The sequence below is a fragment of the Allokutzneria sp. NRRL B-24872 genome, assembly GCF_002155965.1.
Lineage (GTDB): Bacteria > Actinomycetota > Actinomycetes > Mycobacteriales > Pseudonocardiaceae > Allokutzneria.
The window spans coordinates 37,528-52,328 of sequence record NZ_MUMH01000014.1 but is presented as its reverse complement, the minus strand read 5'-3'; the positions used below and the strand labels follow the sequence as shown (position 1 = coordinate 52,328).

14 protein-coding genes are annotated in these 14,801 nt (G+C 70.9%); 7 read left to right on the top strand and 7 right to left on the bottom strand.

What is annotated here, in order from left to right:
* The 4 genes from CCN37_RS03540 to CCN37_RS03525 all read left to right on the top strand — a co-directional run bounded on the left by CCN37_RS03540 (position 1) and on the right by CCN37_RS03525 (position 4,470).
* Positions 1-939, top strand: coding sequence for a GNAT family N-acetyltransferase (locus CCN37_RS03540; protein ID WP_086819168.1), 939 nt, complete (start codon positions 1-3; stop codon positions 937-939).
* A gap of 299 nt (positions 940-1,238) precedes the next feature.
* Positions 1,239-1,910, top strand: a complete 672-nt coding sequence (locus tag CCN37_RS03535; RefSeq protein WP_086819167.1) for an ATP-binding cassette domain-containing protein — start codon at positions 1,239-1,241, stop codon at positions 1,908-1,910.
* Entirely contained in the window at positions 1,907-3,886 is a 1,980-nt protein-coding gene (locus tag CCN37_RS03530) for a YhgE/Pip domain-containing protein (RefSeq protein ID WP_086819166.1), read from the top strand. The genes CCN37_RS03535 and CCN37_RS03530 overlap by 4 nt, the downstream gene beginning before the upstream one ends.
* Positions 3,883-4,470 (top strand): TetR/AcrR family transcriptional regulator, encoded by a 588-nt coding sequence (locus CCN37_RS03525; protein WP_210407858.1) that lies wholly within the window; start codon positions 3,883-3,885, stop codon positions 4,468-4,470. The genes CCN37_RS03530 and CCN37_RS03525 overlap by 4 nt, the downstream gene beginning before the upstream one ends.
* Here the strand turns inward: CCN37_RS03525 and CCN37_RS03520 are convergent.
* From CCN37_RS03520 to CCN37_RS03510, 3 genes are all read right to left on the bottom strand, one after another.
* Complete coding sequence (locus CCN37_RS03520) at positions 4,451-4,891, bottom strand: SRPBCC family protein (RefSeq protein ID WP_086819164.1); 441 nt, start codon at positions 4,889-4,891, stop codon at positions 4,451-4,453. The genes CCN37_RS03525 and CCN37_RS03520 overlap by 20 nt on opposite strands.
* A 10-nt stretch (positions 4,892-4,901) precedes the next feature.
* The gene (locus CCN37_RS03515) at positions 4,902-5,228 is read right to left on the bottom strand and encodes a helix-turn-helix transcriptional regulator (RefSeq protein WP_086819163.1); all 327 of its coding nucleotides are present in this window, start codon (positions 5,226-5,228) and stop codon (positions 4,902-4,904) included.
* Between the two features lie 113 nt (positions 5,229-5,341).
* Entirely contained in the window at positions 5,342-5,821 is a 480-nt protein-coding gene (locus tag CCN37_RS03510; protein ID WP_086819162.1) for an NlpC/P60 family protein, read from the bottom strand.
* 214 nt (positions 5,822-6,035) lie between these two features.
* Here CCN37_RS03510 and CCN37_RS03505 point away from each other — a divergent pair, with 214 nt between their 5' ends.
* Positions 6,036-8,864, top strand: a complete 2,829-nt coding sequence (locus CCN37_RS03505) for a BTAD domain-containing putative transcriptional regulator (RefSeq protein WP_086819161.1) — start codon at positions 6,036-6,038, stop codon at positions 8,862-8,864.
* 69 nt (positions 8,865-8,933) lie between these two features.
* On the opposite strand, the gene CCN37_RS03500 is transcribed toward CCN37_RS03505, so the two are convergent.
* The 4 genes from CCN37_RS03500 to CCN37_RS03485 form a co-directional block, all read right to left on the bottom strand.
* Entirely contained in the window at positions 8,934-9,371 is a 438-nt protein-coding gene (locus tag CCN37_RS03500) for an SSI family serine proteinase inhibitor (protein ID WP_086819160.1), read from the bottom strand.
* Positions 9,372-9,778: 407 nt separating this feature from the next.
* Positions 9,779-12,424, bottom strand: a complete 2,646-nt coding sequence (polA, locus tag CCN37_RS03495) for a DNA polymerase I (protein WP_210407861.1) — start codon at positions 12,422-12,424, stop codon at positions 9,779-9,781.
* An 88-nt stretch (positions 12,425-12,512) separates the two neighbouring features.
* The gene (locus CCN37_RS03490) at positions 12,513-12,920 is read right to left on the bottom strand and encodes a type II toxin-antitoxin system VapC family toxin (RefSeq protein ID WP_086819158.1); all 408 of its coding nucleotides are present in this window, start codon (positions 12,918-12,920) and stop codon (positions 12,513-12,515) included.
* On the bottom strand, positions 12,917-13,249 hold the full coding sequence (locus CCN37_RS03485; RefSeq protein WP_086819157.1) for a type II toxin-antitoxin system Phd/YefM family antitoxin: 333 nt from the start codon (positions 13,247-13,249) through the stop codon (positions 12,917-12,919). The genes CCN37_RS03490 and CCN37_RS03485 overlap by 4 nt, the downstream gene beginning before the upstream one ends.
* A gap of 81 nt (positions 13,250-13,330) precedes the next feature.
* Here CCN37_RS03485 and CCN37_RS03480 point away from each other — a divergent pair, with 81 nt between their 5' ends.
* Both CCN37_RS03480 and CCN37_RS03475 read left to right on the top strand, forming a co-directional pair.
* Entirely contained in the window at positions 13,331-13,789 is a 459-nt protein-coding gene (locus CCN37_RS03480; protein ID WP_086819156.1) for a hotdog fold thioesterase, read from the top strand.
* Positions 13,790-13,914: 125 nt separating this feature from the next.
* Positions 13,915-14,793, top strand: coding sequence for a hypothetical protein (locus CCN37_RS03475; RefSeq protein ID WP_086819155.1), 879 nt, complete (start codon positions 13,915-13,917; stop codon positions 14,791-14,793).
* The last annotated feature ends 8 nt before the right edge of the window (positions 14,794-14,801 follow it).

Here is a 14,801-nt window from a genome sequence, read left to right as displayed (position 1 = left end):
ATGACCGGCGACGCGGACCTGCTCAGCGCACAACGAGCCCGCTTCACCGCTGTCGACCCCGCACTCCCCGAGGCCGTCGCGCCTCCGTGCGACGACCGCACCGAGACGCTGACCGCGGCACTGCCGGACGGTCGTCGGGTCACCGCGAGCCTCGCGCACGCTTCGTACCCCGCGGGCTCCGCGCACCGACTGTGGTCTGCGGCGGAGGTTTGGGAGCTGATGCCGCTCATCGGCGACACGGGCAGCGTGGGGCTCAACGCGCTGTTGAACGCGTGGGTGGAACGGATGCGCACGGTGAGCCCGCCGACATCCGACTCCTCGTGTCTGGTCAGTTGGCCCAGCAGGGACGTGGAGGCCACGCGGGTGTTCCTCGACCACGGGTTCCAACCCCTGACCACGCTCGCTGTCCGCCGTTCCGTGCAGCAGCCGCAACCGCGCGTTGAACCGCTCGTGGTGCGACGGGCGCGGAATGCGGACATGGACGCGATGCTCCAGCTGACGCTCGCGGAGCTGCGGTACTCAGCATCGGTCGGCGCGACGGTGTTCCGGGAGAACGCTGTGCCGCTCAAGCGGGACGCGCTGCGCAAGCGGCTCCTCGACGGCGACCCGGTGTGGGTGGCGGAGCGCGACGGGATGACACTGGCGCTCGCCGACTGCGCGTGGACGCCCGTGACGCCCGGCAGCTGGGCGGGGAGCCGGTTGCAGCCCGGCAACTGGGGCTACGTCAACTGCGTGTCGGTGCTGCCCGGCGCGCGCGGCAACGGCATCGGCAGGCGGCTGATGGACGTCGTGCACGCCGAGTTCACGCGCGGTGGCGCGAGCGGGACCTACCTCTACTACAACCCGCCGAACCCGCTGTCCTCGGTGTTCTGGCCACGCCAGGGCTACCGTCCACTGTGGACGCTTTGGGAAGTCCGCCCCGCCACCGCACTGCGCTAACCCGCCGCCCGCCGCGAACGCCTCGTTTGGTGCGCCCAAGTACCTGAAAGGGCCGTTCGGGGAGTTGAGGTACCCGAAGGGGTCGTTCAGGGCGTCCGGAGTACCTGAATGACTCATTCGGTGCGTTCAACCACGCCAATGACTCGTTCAGCACGCTCAACCACATGAAGGAGTCATTGAGGCGGGGAGGGATTGTCCGGTTGGTGAGGGTCGGACGCGGATCACAGGTCGTGGAGTTGCTTCACGTTCGACACAGGACCACTATTTGAACTGACCGGTCAGTTCGAGTAGGAGGCGTCGTGCAGATCCAGGCCAAGGCGGTGGGCGTCAGGGGCCCGCACGGACCGCTGCTGCGCCCCACCTCGCTGCGGGTCGAGCCCGGTCAGGTCGCCCTGGTCACCGGCGAGCCCGGGGCGGGGCACACGGTGCTCGCGCTGACGCTGGCGGGGCGGATGCAGCCGCACGAGGGCGCGGTCCTGCTCGACGGTCGCACGAACGACTCGGGGCTGCGCGCCGGAGTCGCGGTGGTGGACGCGCCGGGGGTGACCGAACCGGACGGCTCGCTGCGGCTGCGCGACGTGATCGGCGAGGAGCTGGCCATGGCGGGGCTGCGGGCGAGCCGCGGGGCGGTGCGCGAATGGCTCGCCGAGCGCGACGCGGAGCAGCACGCCGACGCGCGCTTCGAGACGGTGCCCGCGACCACGCGCACGCGCCTGCTGACGGAGTCCGCCGCGGCGCGGCCCAGGGTGAAAGCGCTGGTCATGGACTGCCCGGACCGGCACACCGACGATCCGCACGCGTGGTGGTCGCTCGCCAGGCAGCAGGCAGAGCAGGGGCTCGCGGTCGTGGCGCTGTGCACCGAGACGTCCTCGCGCCTGCTGGGGATACCCGCCGCGCGTCTCGGCTGCCAGGAACAACCGCCCGCGCTCACCGTCCACCGCCGCCACGAAGCCCAGGAGATGACCAAGTGACCCCGTTCCGCCTCGCCGCGAACGAGCTGCGCCGGCTGACCGCGGGGAAGCTCCCCCGGCTGGCCGTCTTGGCGATCACGCTCGTGCCACTGCTCTACGGCGCGCTCTACCTCTACGCCAACTGGGACCCGTACGGGAAGCTCAGCGAGGTCCCGGCGGCGTTGGTGGTCGCGGACACCGGCGCCAGCCGCGAGGACGGCACGGAACTGAAGGCCGGGCAGAAGATCGCCGACAAGCTCGACGACTCGGGCACCTTCGCCTGGACCAAGACCAACGCGGCCGACGCCGACGCGGGGGTGCGCGACGGGCGCTACACCTTCTCGATCACGCTGCCGGAGGACTTCTCGCAGGCACTGCTCTCCCCCGCCGAGTACAAGCCGCGGCAGGGCATCATCGTGATGACCACCAACGACGCCAACAACTACCTGGTCAGCACGATCGCGGACAAGGTCGTCGGCGAGGTGCGGCGCGCGGTGGCATCCGAGGTCGGCACGGAAGCGGCCGACAAGCTGCTGGTCGGCTTCTCCACGATGCGCGAGAAGACGCAGCAAGCCGCCGAGGGCGCAGGCAAGCTCGCGGACGGCTCGGCGAAGGTCCGCGACGGCGTCGGCACCGCGCGGGAGAAGATCAACGAGCTTGGCACCGGGCTGACGAAGCTCTCCGACGGCGGGCAGAAGCTGCACGACGGCGTCGTCAAGCTCTCCGGCGGGCTGGACGAGCTGAACAAGAAGACCGCTGAGTTGCCCGCGAAGTCCAAGCAGCTCAGCGACGGCGCGAAGCAGGTCTCCGACGGCAACAAGCAACTGGCCGACAAGGGCGCGGCGGTCGCGGACGCGTCGAAGCAGCTGGTCGACACCTTGGACGGCAAGCGGGACGACATCGAGAAGAAGCTGCGCGCGCTCGGGCTGCCCGAGGAGCAGGTGCAGAAGGTGCTGGCCCTGATGACTGAGGCTGGCAAGCCGTTGCACCAGGCCAACGACAAGGTGCAGGGGCTGTCGGGCCAGCTCAAGACGCTCGCCAACGGCGCGAAGCAGGTCTCCGACGGAGCCGCGACGCTCGCCGCGCAGACGCCCCAGCTGTCCTCGGCGATCAAGCAGCTCGACGACGGGGCCGGTCAGCTGGCCGCGAAGACGCCGGAGCTGCGCGACGGGTTGAAGAAGGCCAGCACGGGCGCGGGCCAGCTCTACGACGGCACCAAGCAGCTCAGCGACGGCGCGAACCAGGTCGCAGACGGCAACAAGGAGTTGGCGGGCAAGCTCAGCGAGGGCGTCGAGACGATCCCGAACCTCGACGAGCAGACCCGCAAGGACACCGCGAAGACCATCGGCGACCCGATCTCGGTGCGCGCCATCGGCGAGAACAAGGCGGGCAGCTACGGCGCCGGGCTCGCGCCGTTCTTCCTCGGCCTCGCCAGCTGGATCGGCGCGTTCGTGCTGTTCCTGCTCGTGCGCCCGCTCTCGCGGCGGGCGCTGACCTCGGGCGCGGCGCCGTGGCGGGTCGCGCTCGGCGGGTGGATGCCGGCCGCTCTGCTCGGCAGCGTCCAGGTGTCGCTGCTGTTCCTCGTCGTGACCACGGTGATCGGGGTCAGCCCGGCGAACCCGTTGGGAACACTGGGTTTCATGGTCCTGACGTCACTGGCGTTCACCGCGGTGCTGCACGGGCTCAACGCGCTGCTCGGCCCGAGCGGCAAGTTCGTGGCGCTGGTGCTGCTGGTGTTGCAGCTGACCACGGCGGGCGGCACGTTCCCGTGGCAGACCACGCCGGAGCCGCTGCACGTGCTGCACCTGGTGCTCCCGCTGTCCTACGTGGTCGACGGGCTGCGGCACCTGATCTACGGCGGCGGCTGGGCGAACATGGGCACCGACATCGGCGTGCTCGGTGGATATCTGATCTTCGGCTTGCTGCTGGCGGTGCTGGCCGCGTACAAGCAGAAGGTGTGGACGCCCAACCGCCTCAAGCCGGAGCTCGTGCTGTGAACCCGCGGCCCGCGCGCACCGCGGTGACCAAGCAGAAGCTCTTCGACGCCGCGCTGCGGCTGCTCGGGGAGCGCGGGGCCGCCGAGGTGACCGTCGACGAGATCGCCTCGGCGGCCGGGGTGGCCAAGGGCACCGTGTACTACAACTTCGGCAGCAAGGACGCGCTGATCGACGCCCTGCTGCGGCACGGGGTCGACCTGCTCGCCCAGCGGCTGCGGCCCGCCGAGGACACCGCTGAGCCGGTGGAGCACCTGGTCGGCGCCGCCCTGGAGTTCTTCCGCGACTACCCCGCATTCGGCCAGCTGCTGGTGAGCGAGATGTGGCGCAGCCCAGGGCAGTGGCACGGCACGCTGAGCCTGCTGCGCGATGACATCGTGGCCATCTTCAAGCAGGTGATACAGCGCTCGGCGGAGCAGGGGAAGCTGCCGGAGGGCGTGCAGGCGGGCACGGCTTCGGCGGCCCTGTTCGGCACGCTCCTGGTCGTGGCGCTGGACTGGCAGGTGTTCCAGCCGGAGCGCAGCCTCGACCAGGTGCGCGACTCGGTGATGGTGCTGGTGCGCGGGGTCAGCCCGCACCCGCGATGAGCTTCTCCAGCGCGTCGAGCTGACTGGTGCACCCGGCCTGCCGCCATTCGGGCTCCTCGTGCCCGTCGAGGAACGCGCCCTGTTCGGTGAGCAGGAGCCGGGTTCCACCGGCGACGGCCTCGAACTGCACGGTCGACTGCGAGACGGTCGCGACGGTGTCACCGACGCGCAGGACGCCGCAGTAGAGGATGCGCTCGTCGGGGACGATCTCGCGGTACACGCCCTCGAAGACCAGCGGCTCCCCCTCGCCGTTGACGCCCTTGGCGATCTCCGTGCCGCCGACGCGGAAGTCCAGCTCGTGCTCGGCCTTCGGCCCGGCGAACCACGTGGCCTTGCTCTTCGGGTCGGCCCACCGCGCGAAGACCTCGGCGGGCGGCACGGGGAAGGTCCGCTCCAGCGTGAACGTGGAGTGCTTGATCATGTCCTGCTCCTCACGAGTCGGGTTCCAGTAGCTCGCCCAGCCGGTCGAGTCGGTTCTCCCAGCCGGCGCGCTGGCCGGACAGCCACGCCTCGGCCTGCCGCAGCCCGTCGGGCTGGAGCGCGCACGTGCGGACCCGGCCCACCTTCTCCGTGCGCACCAGACCGCACGCTTCGAGCACCTTGAGGTGCTGCATCACGGCCTGAAGCGTCATGGAGCGCGAGCCGGCCAGCTCGCTGACCGAGGCCGGTCCCCGGACGAGCCGCTCGACCATGTCGCGCCGGGTGCTGTCGGCCAAGGCGTGGAACAGCCGGTCCAGACGCTCTCGATGGTCAAGCATGTACTTGAGTATTGCCCCGACCCGCCCAACAGTCAAGTGATTGCTTGAGTATCTGGGCAGAGAAGATCCCCGCCCAGCTGGGACGGCAGCTGGACGGGGATCGTCGGGGGTGGCTAGCGGCCCGGCCAGCTGGACGGGGCGTCCGCCCAGCCCGCGTTGCTCGCCGTGCTCAGGATCTCGATCTTCGAGCTCTTCTGGCCGGTGCTGACGGCGGTGCCGTTGCCCAGCGAGACCACCACGTGCCCGTAGGTCGAGTTCATGTACATGAAGACCAGGGTGCCCGCGGGCGCGGCTCCGGACTTGAGGCGACCGGAGGACCTGGCGGCGTTGTAGTGCGCCTTGGCCGAGGCGTAGCGGCCGCTGGTGCCGTAGGCCAGCTCGACGAACAGCTCGCAGTAGTGGTGGTACTGGCTCTTGCCGACCATCGACTTCGCCCACGACACGGCCTTGGCGCGGCCGGGGTGGGCGGCGGCGACGGAGACCTCGTCGGCGGCGGCAGACGGAGCCGCGACGGCGACCGGCGCGGCGGCGCCGATGCTGGCCACCGCGATGGCGCAGGCGGTGCCCAGCTTGGCAATAGCGGAAAGACGCATCACAAACCTCCGTTGTGAAGGGGGGCAGGGGACCCACCGCAGAAGATCCGCGCCGCCGCTTGTCTCTCGCTGGTCCCGAATCGTCCTCCCAGCCTCTTGAGAGCGGATTCCAGCAGGTCAGAGCGTGGAGCCATTCGGTTGTTCGAAGGTGTCTGGAACTCATCGGCAGCGGGCGGTGAAGATTGGGCTCCGCGATGGTGGGGAGGCGTGAGAAATGGAATTCCGGCTCCTCGGTCCGCTCGAAGTGGTGGCGGGCAACGAGATCGTGCGCATTCCCGCTGCCAAGCACCGCGCGCTGCTGGCGGCGTTGTTGTTGCGCGCCAACCAGGTCGTGCCCTCCTCCGAGCTGATCACGCAGCTGTGGGGCGAGGACCCGCCGTCCAGCGCGCGCACCACACTGCAGGGCTACGTGCTCAGGCTGCGGCGCACGCTCGGACCGGTGATCCTCACGCGCAACTCCGGCTACCTGATCGAGGTCGGCGAGGACGCGCTGGACCTGAAGCGCTTCGAGCGGCTGGTGGAGCGGTCCAAGGTGGCCGAGGCCGAGGGCGAGCTGCCCCAGGCCGCGCGGCTGCTGCACACCGCGCTCGCGCTGTGGCGAGGTCCGGCGCTCTCCGACGTCGGCTCGGACTGGATGCACCGTGTGGAGGCGCCGCGGCTGGCCGAGCTGCGCGGGCGCACGCTGCACCGCAGAGCCGAGATCGACCTGCGCCTTGGCAAGCACGCCGAAGTGATCGGCGAGCTGACCGTGCTGGTCGCGGAGAACCCGCTCGACGAGGGCTTCAGCGCGCAGCTCATGCTCGCGCTGCACCGGTGCGGGCGCCGCGCCGAGGCGCTGGAGGTCTACCGCCAGGCGCGGCGGATGCTGGTCGAGGAGCTGGGTGTCGAGCCCGGCGCCGAGCTGCGCAGGCGTGAGCAGGAGGTGCTGCGCGCCGAGCCCGAGCAGGTCCGACCGCGAGCCGCCGAGCCGTTGCGCGCTCCGCACGTGCTGCCGCCGGACATCGCCGACTTCATCGGCCGCTCCGAGGAAGCGGCGTCACTGCGCGCCGAGCTGAGGCCCGATCCCGGCGGGTGCAGCCCGAAGGTGATCACCGTGGTGGGCATGGCCGGGGTCGGCAAGACCGCGCTCGCCGTGCACGTCGCGCACGGTCTGCGCGAGCAGTTCCCCGACGGCCAGCTCTTCGCGCGGCTGCGCACGGCGAACGGCCCGGCGAGCCCCGCCGAGGTGCTGGGCAGGTTCCTGCGCCTGCTCGGCATGGTCGGCAGCCACCTGCCCGAGGACGTCGAGCAGCTGGCCGAGCTGTTCCGCGACCGCCTCTCCGGCCGCCGCGTGCTGCTGGTGCTCGACGACGCCGTCGACGCCGCCCAGGTCCGGCCGCTGCTGCCCGGCGACGGCGGCTGCGCGGTGCTGGTGACCGGGCGCAACCGGCTCACCGGGCTGACCGGGCGCTCGATCGACCTCGACGTGCTCACCGAGGAGCAGGCGATCGACCTGCTCGGCGAGATCACCGGCGTGGCAAGGATCTCCGCTGAGCCGGAGGCGGCGCGGGTGCTGGTGCGGCGGTGCGGACTGCTGCCGCTGGCACTGCGCATCGCGGCGGCCAGGCTCCGCTCGCGTCCACAAAGGACAGTCGCGTGGCTCGCGGACGAGCTGGCCGACGAGCACCGCAGGCTGGACCGGCTGGTCACCGGCGACCTGGCCGTGCGGGCGAGCATCGGGCTCAGCGAACAGGGTCTGGACGACGAGTGCAGGCGCGCGCTGCGACTGCTGAGCGCCGTGAAGGTGCCGAACTACCCGGCCTGGCTGAGCGCGGCGGTGCTGGACCGCTCCCCCGAGCAGACCGAGCGGATCATCGACGAGTTGCTGGACGCGCAACTGCTCGAAGACGCAGGTGGATCGGCGCGCGTCCGCTTCCACAACCTCGTCCGGATCTACGCCGAGGAACAGCTCGAACTCGCACCCGAGCCGGTGTTGGAGCGCGCACTCCCCGCGATGGTGCGCGCGGCCGAGGAACGCGGCGCGCACCTGCCGAGCAGGTCGTGGAATGGCTGCGCGCCAAGGGAAAAGCCCTCCAGCGGCCTGGAGTGGTTCATCGCGGAGCAGCCCGTGCTCGTCGGCGCGGTGCGACAGGCCGCGGCGACGGGCGACGCCGAATCGGCGTGGCGGCTGACCTCGGCGCTGACCGGCTACCTCGACCTGCGCGGCGACTGGGACGACTGGCGGCGCACGCACTGCTGGGCGTTGTCGGCGTGCCGCTCAGCCGAGGACTGGCACGGCGCGGCGCGCATGTCCTACGGGCTCGGCCTGCTCGCCGCCGCCCGCGACCGCTACCCGCAGGGAGCGCGGTGGTTCGCCCGCGCGCTCAGCGGCTGGCGCTCCCTGGGCGCGCGCTCCGAGCAGGGCCACGCGTGGATCGGCATCGGCGACATGCACCACCAGCTCAGCGATCTGCGCCGGGCTTCGCGGTGTTTCCGAAGGGCCGCAACGACCTTCGCGGAGATCGGCGATGAGCGGGGCGCGGCGTGGGCCCGGATGAGCCTCGCGCTGGTGCACCGCGACCGCGGCGAACGCGATCAGGCGCTGGAGTCCCTGCTGCGCACGATCGAGGACTTCGACCGGCTCGGCGACACGTACTCGGCGACCGAGGCTCGTTTCTTCCTCGCACTCACCTACAACCGGTGGGAGCGACCCGAGGAGGCGCTGAGCTGCGCGGAGACCGCGCGAACGGCTTTCGCCGAGATGGGCGCGCGGCTGAAAGAGCTGCGCTGCCAACGAGTTCTGGGGCACGCGCTGGCCTCCTCCGGCGATCCCGACGCGGCGCAGCCGCTGTTGGAGGAGTGCGTGCGGGAGTTCCGCGACCAGGGCGACACCTTCAGCGAGGCCGTCAGCCTGTGGAGCCTCGGCGAGCTGATCCGGCGGCACCGAGGGCCCGCCGACGCGGTGGAGGTCCTGACCAAGGCGTGCTCGCTGTTCACCGCGGCCGGGGTACCGACCTGGCGCAGGCGGGCGGCGGCGAGCCTGCATTCCGCGCTGCGCGGCTGAAAGCCTGAGCCGGGCGGTCCCCCGTCAACCCCGTGCGGGGGACTCGCCCGGCCAGGGCGTCGCGCTCCGTCAGCCGGGAAGGCCAGGACGCCCGACGCCGGTCTCGAACTGGAACAGCTCGCCCGTGGCGCGCCACATCTCGCAGCGGTTCGGCCAGGTCCTGGTGTAGGACACCGCGTTGCCGCGGTAGGTGCCGTACGCGGTCGCGGTGACCGGGCTGTACTCGTCGGTGCACGGACCCTCGCGGTGGCTCAGGCGCGCGATGTCGCCGTAGACCTCCCGCAGCCGGTCGCACGCCTGGTGGGTGCGGGAGTGGGTGCCGCCGAGCGGCTCGCACGCCAGCAGCGCGGTGTGCCCGGCGGGCAGCGCGCGCTCCCCCGAGGCCACGGTGAGGACCAGCGCGATCGGTCCGGCGCCGCGCACACCGGAGGAGCCCGCGGCCATCGCCGGGGCCGTGCACACGCCGGCGAGCAGCACGCCCGCCAGGACCGCCTTGGCCAACCTCATTCGTGGACCTCCTCGACTCACCTGGCGCGTCGGCTCGCGCCACCGATTCGGGGATATCCGATCACGATCAGCGGAGCCGCCTTGACCATCGAGCACCGCTCCACCGCATCGTGAGCGCCATCAGACCCGGTCGATGCGGCGGCATCACACACTGTTGATCACAAACCTGAGGGTTGCTCGGCAACCGCCTGAACCTTCCACGGAGCCGAGCCCTCCCCTATCACCGTCCGCACCCGCCCCCACCGTCCACAATGGACGTTCCGCCCCCACGCACGCCAATGCCGCGTTTGGTCCGTTGAACGTGCTGAACGAGTCATTGAGGACGGTCGACCACCTCAACGAGTCATTCAGTGCGTTCAACCACCTCAACGAGTCATTCAGGGCGTAAGCGGCCTGGAGGACGTGGGCTAGTGGGCGGCGTCGTCCCAGGAGCGGCCGTAGCCGACGGAGACCTCCAGCGGGACGGAGAGCTCGTAGGCGCCGCCCATCTCCGCGCGGACGAGCTTCTCGACCTGCTCGTGCTCGCCGTCGGCGATCTCCAGCACGAGTTCGTCGTGCACCTGCAGCAGCACCCGCGAGCGCAGCTGCGAGGTGGACAGCGCCTTCTGCACGCCGAGCATGGCGACCTTGATGATGTCGGCCGCGCTTCCCTGGATCGGGGCGTTGAGCGCCATCCGCTCGGCCATCTCGCGGCGCTGGCGGTTGTCGCTGTTGAGGTCCGGGAGGTAGCGGCGGCGGCCGAGGATGGTCTCGGTGTAGCCGTCCTTGCGGGCCTGCTCGACGATCTGCTGCAGGTAGTCGCGAACCCCGCCGAAGCGCGAGAAGTACGCGTCCATCTGCGCCCGCGCCTCCTCGGCGGAGATCTTGAGCTGCGCGGCAAGGCCGTAGGCGGACAGGCCGTACGCCAGGCCGTAGGACATCGCCTTGACGCGGCGCCGCAGCTCGCCGGTGACCTCGGTCGTCGGCACGTCGAACGCCTTGGACGCCACGTAGGTGTGCAGGTCCTCGCCGGTGTTGAACGCCTCGACCAGGCCCTCGTCGCCGGAGAGGTGCGCCATGATCCGCATCTCGATCTGGCTGTAGTCGGCGGTCATCAGCTCCGCGTAGCCCGAGCCGACCACGAACGCCTGCCGGATCGTCCTGCCGTCGTCGGTGCGGATCGGGATGTTCTGCAGGTTCGGGTCGGTCGAGGACAGCCGCCCGGTGGCTGCGATGGTCTGGTTGAAGGTGGTGTGGATGCGCCCGTCCGGGGCCACCGACTTCAGCAGGCCCTCCACGGTCACCTTCAGCCTGGTGGCGTCGCGGTGGGCCAGCAGGTGCTCCAGGAACGGGTGCTGGGTGTCCTCGAACAGCTTCTGCAGCGCCTCGGCGTCGGTGGTGTAGCCGGTCTTGGTGCGCTTGGTCTTCGGCATGTTCAGCTCGTCGAAGAGCACCACCTGCAGCTGCTTCGGCGAGCCGAGGTTGATCTCCTTGCCGATCTCTGCGTAGGCGTCCTGGGCGGCCTGGCGCACCTTCGCCGCGAACGCCGACTCCAGCTCGGTGAGCCGGTCGTCGTCCACCGCGATGCCCGCGGCCTCCAGCTCGGCCAGCTCCAGCAGCAGCGGCAGCTCCAGCTCGGCCAGCAGCCTGGTGCCGCCGGTGCGCTCCAGCTCCTCGTCCAGCGCGTCGGCCAGCTCCGCGACCGCGCGGGCGCGCACGATCTCCGCGACCGCCGCGCGCTCGGTGTCCTCCTGCTCGTCGGAGAGCAGCGAGAGCTGGCCGTCGGCATCGCCCTCCTCCGCGCGCAGCTCGCGCTGGAGGTAGCGCAGCACCAGGTCGCCGAGGTCGAAGGAGCGCTGCCCCGGCCGCACCAGGTAGGCCGCGAGCGCGGTGTCGGTGGTCAGCCCGGCCAGGCTCCACCCCCGGTCGCGCAGCGCGTGCAGCCCGCCCTTGACGTCGTGCGCGGCCTTCGGGATCGCGGCGTCGGCCAACCAGGCGGCCAGCGCGCGCTCGTCGTCCTCGGTCAGCGCGGAGGAGGCGAGGTAGCCGCCCTCACCGCGCGCCCCGGCCAGCGCGAGCCCTTCGAGGTCGCCGCTGCCCCGGCCCCAGCTGCCACGCAGCGCGAGGCCGATCCGGTCGCCGCCGCGCGCGTGCTGGTCCAGCCAGGCCGCGACGCCGCCCGGCGCCACGAGACCGCCGGTGACCTCGAAGCCGTCCTCGGCCTCCGGCTCGCTGGTGGACAGCGTCGCGAACAGCCGCTCGCGCAGGACCCGGAACTCCAGCTCGTCGAAGAGCTTGTGCACGCCGTCGCGGTCCCAGTCGCGGGCCGCGAGGCCGTCGATGGTGACCGGCAGCTCGACGTCCTTGACCAGCTCGGTGAGCTGGCGGTTGAGCAGCACCGAGGACAGGTTGTCGCGCAGCGCCTGGCCCGCCTTGCCCTTGACCTCGTCGGCGCGGTCGACCAGCTGCCCGAGCGAGCCGAACTCGGTGATCCACTTGGTGATCGTCTTCTCGCCGACGCCGGGGATCTTCGGCAGGTTGTCCGAGGGGTCCCCGCGCAGCGCCGCGAAGTCCGCGTACTGGTCGGGGCGCACGCCGTACTTGTCCAGCACCGCCTGCGGGGTGTAGCGCGCCAGCTCCGAGACGCCCTTCACCGGGTAGAGCACGGTGATGTGGTCGTTGACCAGCTGCAACGCGTCGCGGTCCCCGGTACAGATGGCCACGGCCAGGCCCTGCTCGGTGGCCTGCGTGGCGAGGGTGGCGATGAGGTCGTCGGCCTCGAAGCCCTCCTTCTCCAGCGTGGTCACGCCGAGCACCGCGAGCACGTCCTTGATCAGGCCGACCTGGCCGCGGAACTCGTCCGGCGTGGCGCTGCGGGTGGCCTTGTACTCGGGGAACTGCTCGGTGCGGAAGGTGACCCTGGAGACGTCGAAGGCCACCGCGATGTGATCCGGCGCCTCGTCGCGGAGCAGGTTGATCAGCATCGAGGTGAAGCCGTAGACCGCGTTGGTCGTCTGGCCCGTGCCGGTCTGGAAGTTCTCCTTCGGCAGGGCGTAGAAGGCGCGGTAGGCCATCGAGTGGCCATCGATGAGCAGCAGCTTGCGGTCTCCGGGAGCACTCACGCCGGGGAGTCTAGGCCGAGGCACCGACACTCCGATCGAGCTACTCCGGCCAGACCTCCAGGCCCACGCTCCGCGCCGCCTCCGCCAGCCTCCTGTCGTAGGTCACGAACGTCATCAGCTCCGCCCCTGGCTGCCCCGAGAGCACCTGCGCGGTGGCGAGGTGAACGGCGTTGAGGGAACGCGGCAGCGGATCGGCGTACACCGCCGCCGTCTGCCGCACGGTCGCGTCGATCTCCACCAGGTACAAGGACGCCAGAACGCTGGGGACCCTGGCGATGGCTTCCGGGGCGTTTCGTCGCACCGCGCGCGGCAACTCGACCTCGGCCAAGGCGGAGGCGACCCGCGGTAGTCCGTTCCGCTGGGCGGCGTTGAGCCAGGTGACCAGGTCCTCGGAGTGCTCCTCCCTGCGCACGAGCTTCATCAGCGCGGCGGTGTCGAGGTAGATCACCAGCGCTCGTCCTCGCGATCAGCGGCCAGCGCGGCGGCGGAGTCCACGTCCGGGTCCCCCAGGACCGGCGGCATCGACACCGGCCCCTGCGGGATTCGCGGCGGTTGGGCGCGCCCGCTCAGGACGAGCTGGTCGAGCACCCGGTCGCGCTGCCGCACCGGAGTGAGGTGCGCGATGGGCACCCCCCGGTCGGTCACGGTGTAGGCGTGACCCTCGCGGACCCGCTGGAGGGTGGCCGAGGTGCTCTGGTTCAGCTCGCGCACGCCGATCCGCTCGCTCCCGCGCCACACCCGCACGTCGAGTTCCTCGACCAGGTCCCTCTCGCTCATGGGCGCAAGTGTAGGACAAAATGTTCTACATTGGGACCGCCCGACAGGGGAATGCTTTTCGAGTCCCAAGGGTTCCGTTTTATGCTGTCGATCCCGCCGTCCCCGCAAGGAGCGCCCGTGAACCTCCCCGCAGCCGTCCCGAACCTGGTGCAGGCAGAGCAGCTCACCGACAAGCTCGGCATCGAGATCACCGAGTGGAACGCCGAGCGCCTGGTCGGCACCATGCCCGTCGCGGGCAACCGCCAGCCGTACGGGCTGCTGCACGGGGGCGCCAGCGCCGCGTTCGCGGAGACGCTGGGCTCGATCGCGGCGGTGATGAACGCGGGCGAGGGCCGGATCGCCGTCGGCCTCGAGCTGTCCTGCACCCACCACCGCGCCGCGCGCGAGGGCGTGGTCACCGGCGTGTGCACGCCGCTGCACGTCGGCAGGACCACCGCCACCTTCGAGATCGCGATCACCGACGAGTCGGGCAAGCGCGTCTGCACCGCCCGCCTCACCTGCGTGGTGCGCGACGCCCCTCCCGGCGAAAAGGCTCGATGATCTTCGGCAGATCTAAAGCCACCCCTTCGGCAGATCTAAAACCAGAATCGAGTATCGACAGCTCAGCGACCCGCAGCGCCGGGAAAGCGGATGCCCGGGAACCGGGCTCCGACGCATACTGCGGCATGGACTTCGCGGGGCTGACCGACGACGGTGACGGGCCCCCGTGGGTGGCGGCGGACGAGTCGGGGTGGACCGGCGGGGCGGTGCTGCACCAGCGCGTGATGACGCACGCGACGGTGCGCGTGGACGACGTGCTCGCGGGCGCGCTGCTGGGAGAACTGCGCGCCAACACGGGGCTTCGCCAGAGCCGCGAGGTGAAGTTCTGGCAGTTCGAACGGGACAAGCCGCTCGCGGCGCTGGTGGACCTGCTCGGCGAGGGTGGAGCGCTGCACGGCCGCGCCTCGGTGCTGGTCGAGGACAAGGTCGCCCTCACGGTGTCGACGATCGCCGGGCTGCTCATCCAAGAGGACCCGGAAATCCTTGTCCGCCAAGGAGAAGCACTCCTGGGTACACAGTGGACACAACTGGCCACGGCGCTGGCGGGCTTCGCGAGGGGAACGCGCCGCAACGGCAGGGCGGTGGACCTCGACGAGCTGTTCGCGCTCTTCGCGCGAGCCCGCGAAACGTGCGCGGGACACCCTGCGGCGGAGGTCCTCGCGCACCTGGCAAACAGCCGCGAACGGGCGAAGGAGCTCCTGGCCGAGGAGCCGCCGAGCCTGGACCCGCTCCCCCGCATGCTCGCGGAGCACGTCGAGCGCAGAACGGCCGAGCTCGGCGAGTTCCGCCTGTTGCACGACCGGCACAAGGTGCTGGCCGAGCTCGCGCCGGAGCAGAAGGTGCACACCTTCGCGGTCGGCGCTTCCGATGAGCACCCGTCCGTCCAGCTCGCGGATCTCATCAGCGGCGCGGGACGCGTGGTTTTCGAGCAGCGCCAAGGGAATCCGAGCAAGCAGGGCGCCGCGCTGCGCGAGGTCGTCGAAGCATTCCTGGTCAACGCGTGAGAACGGGC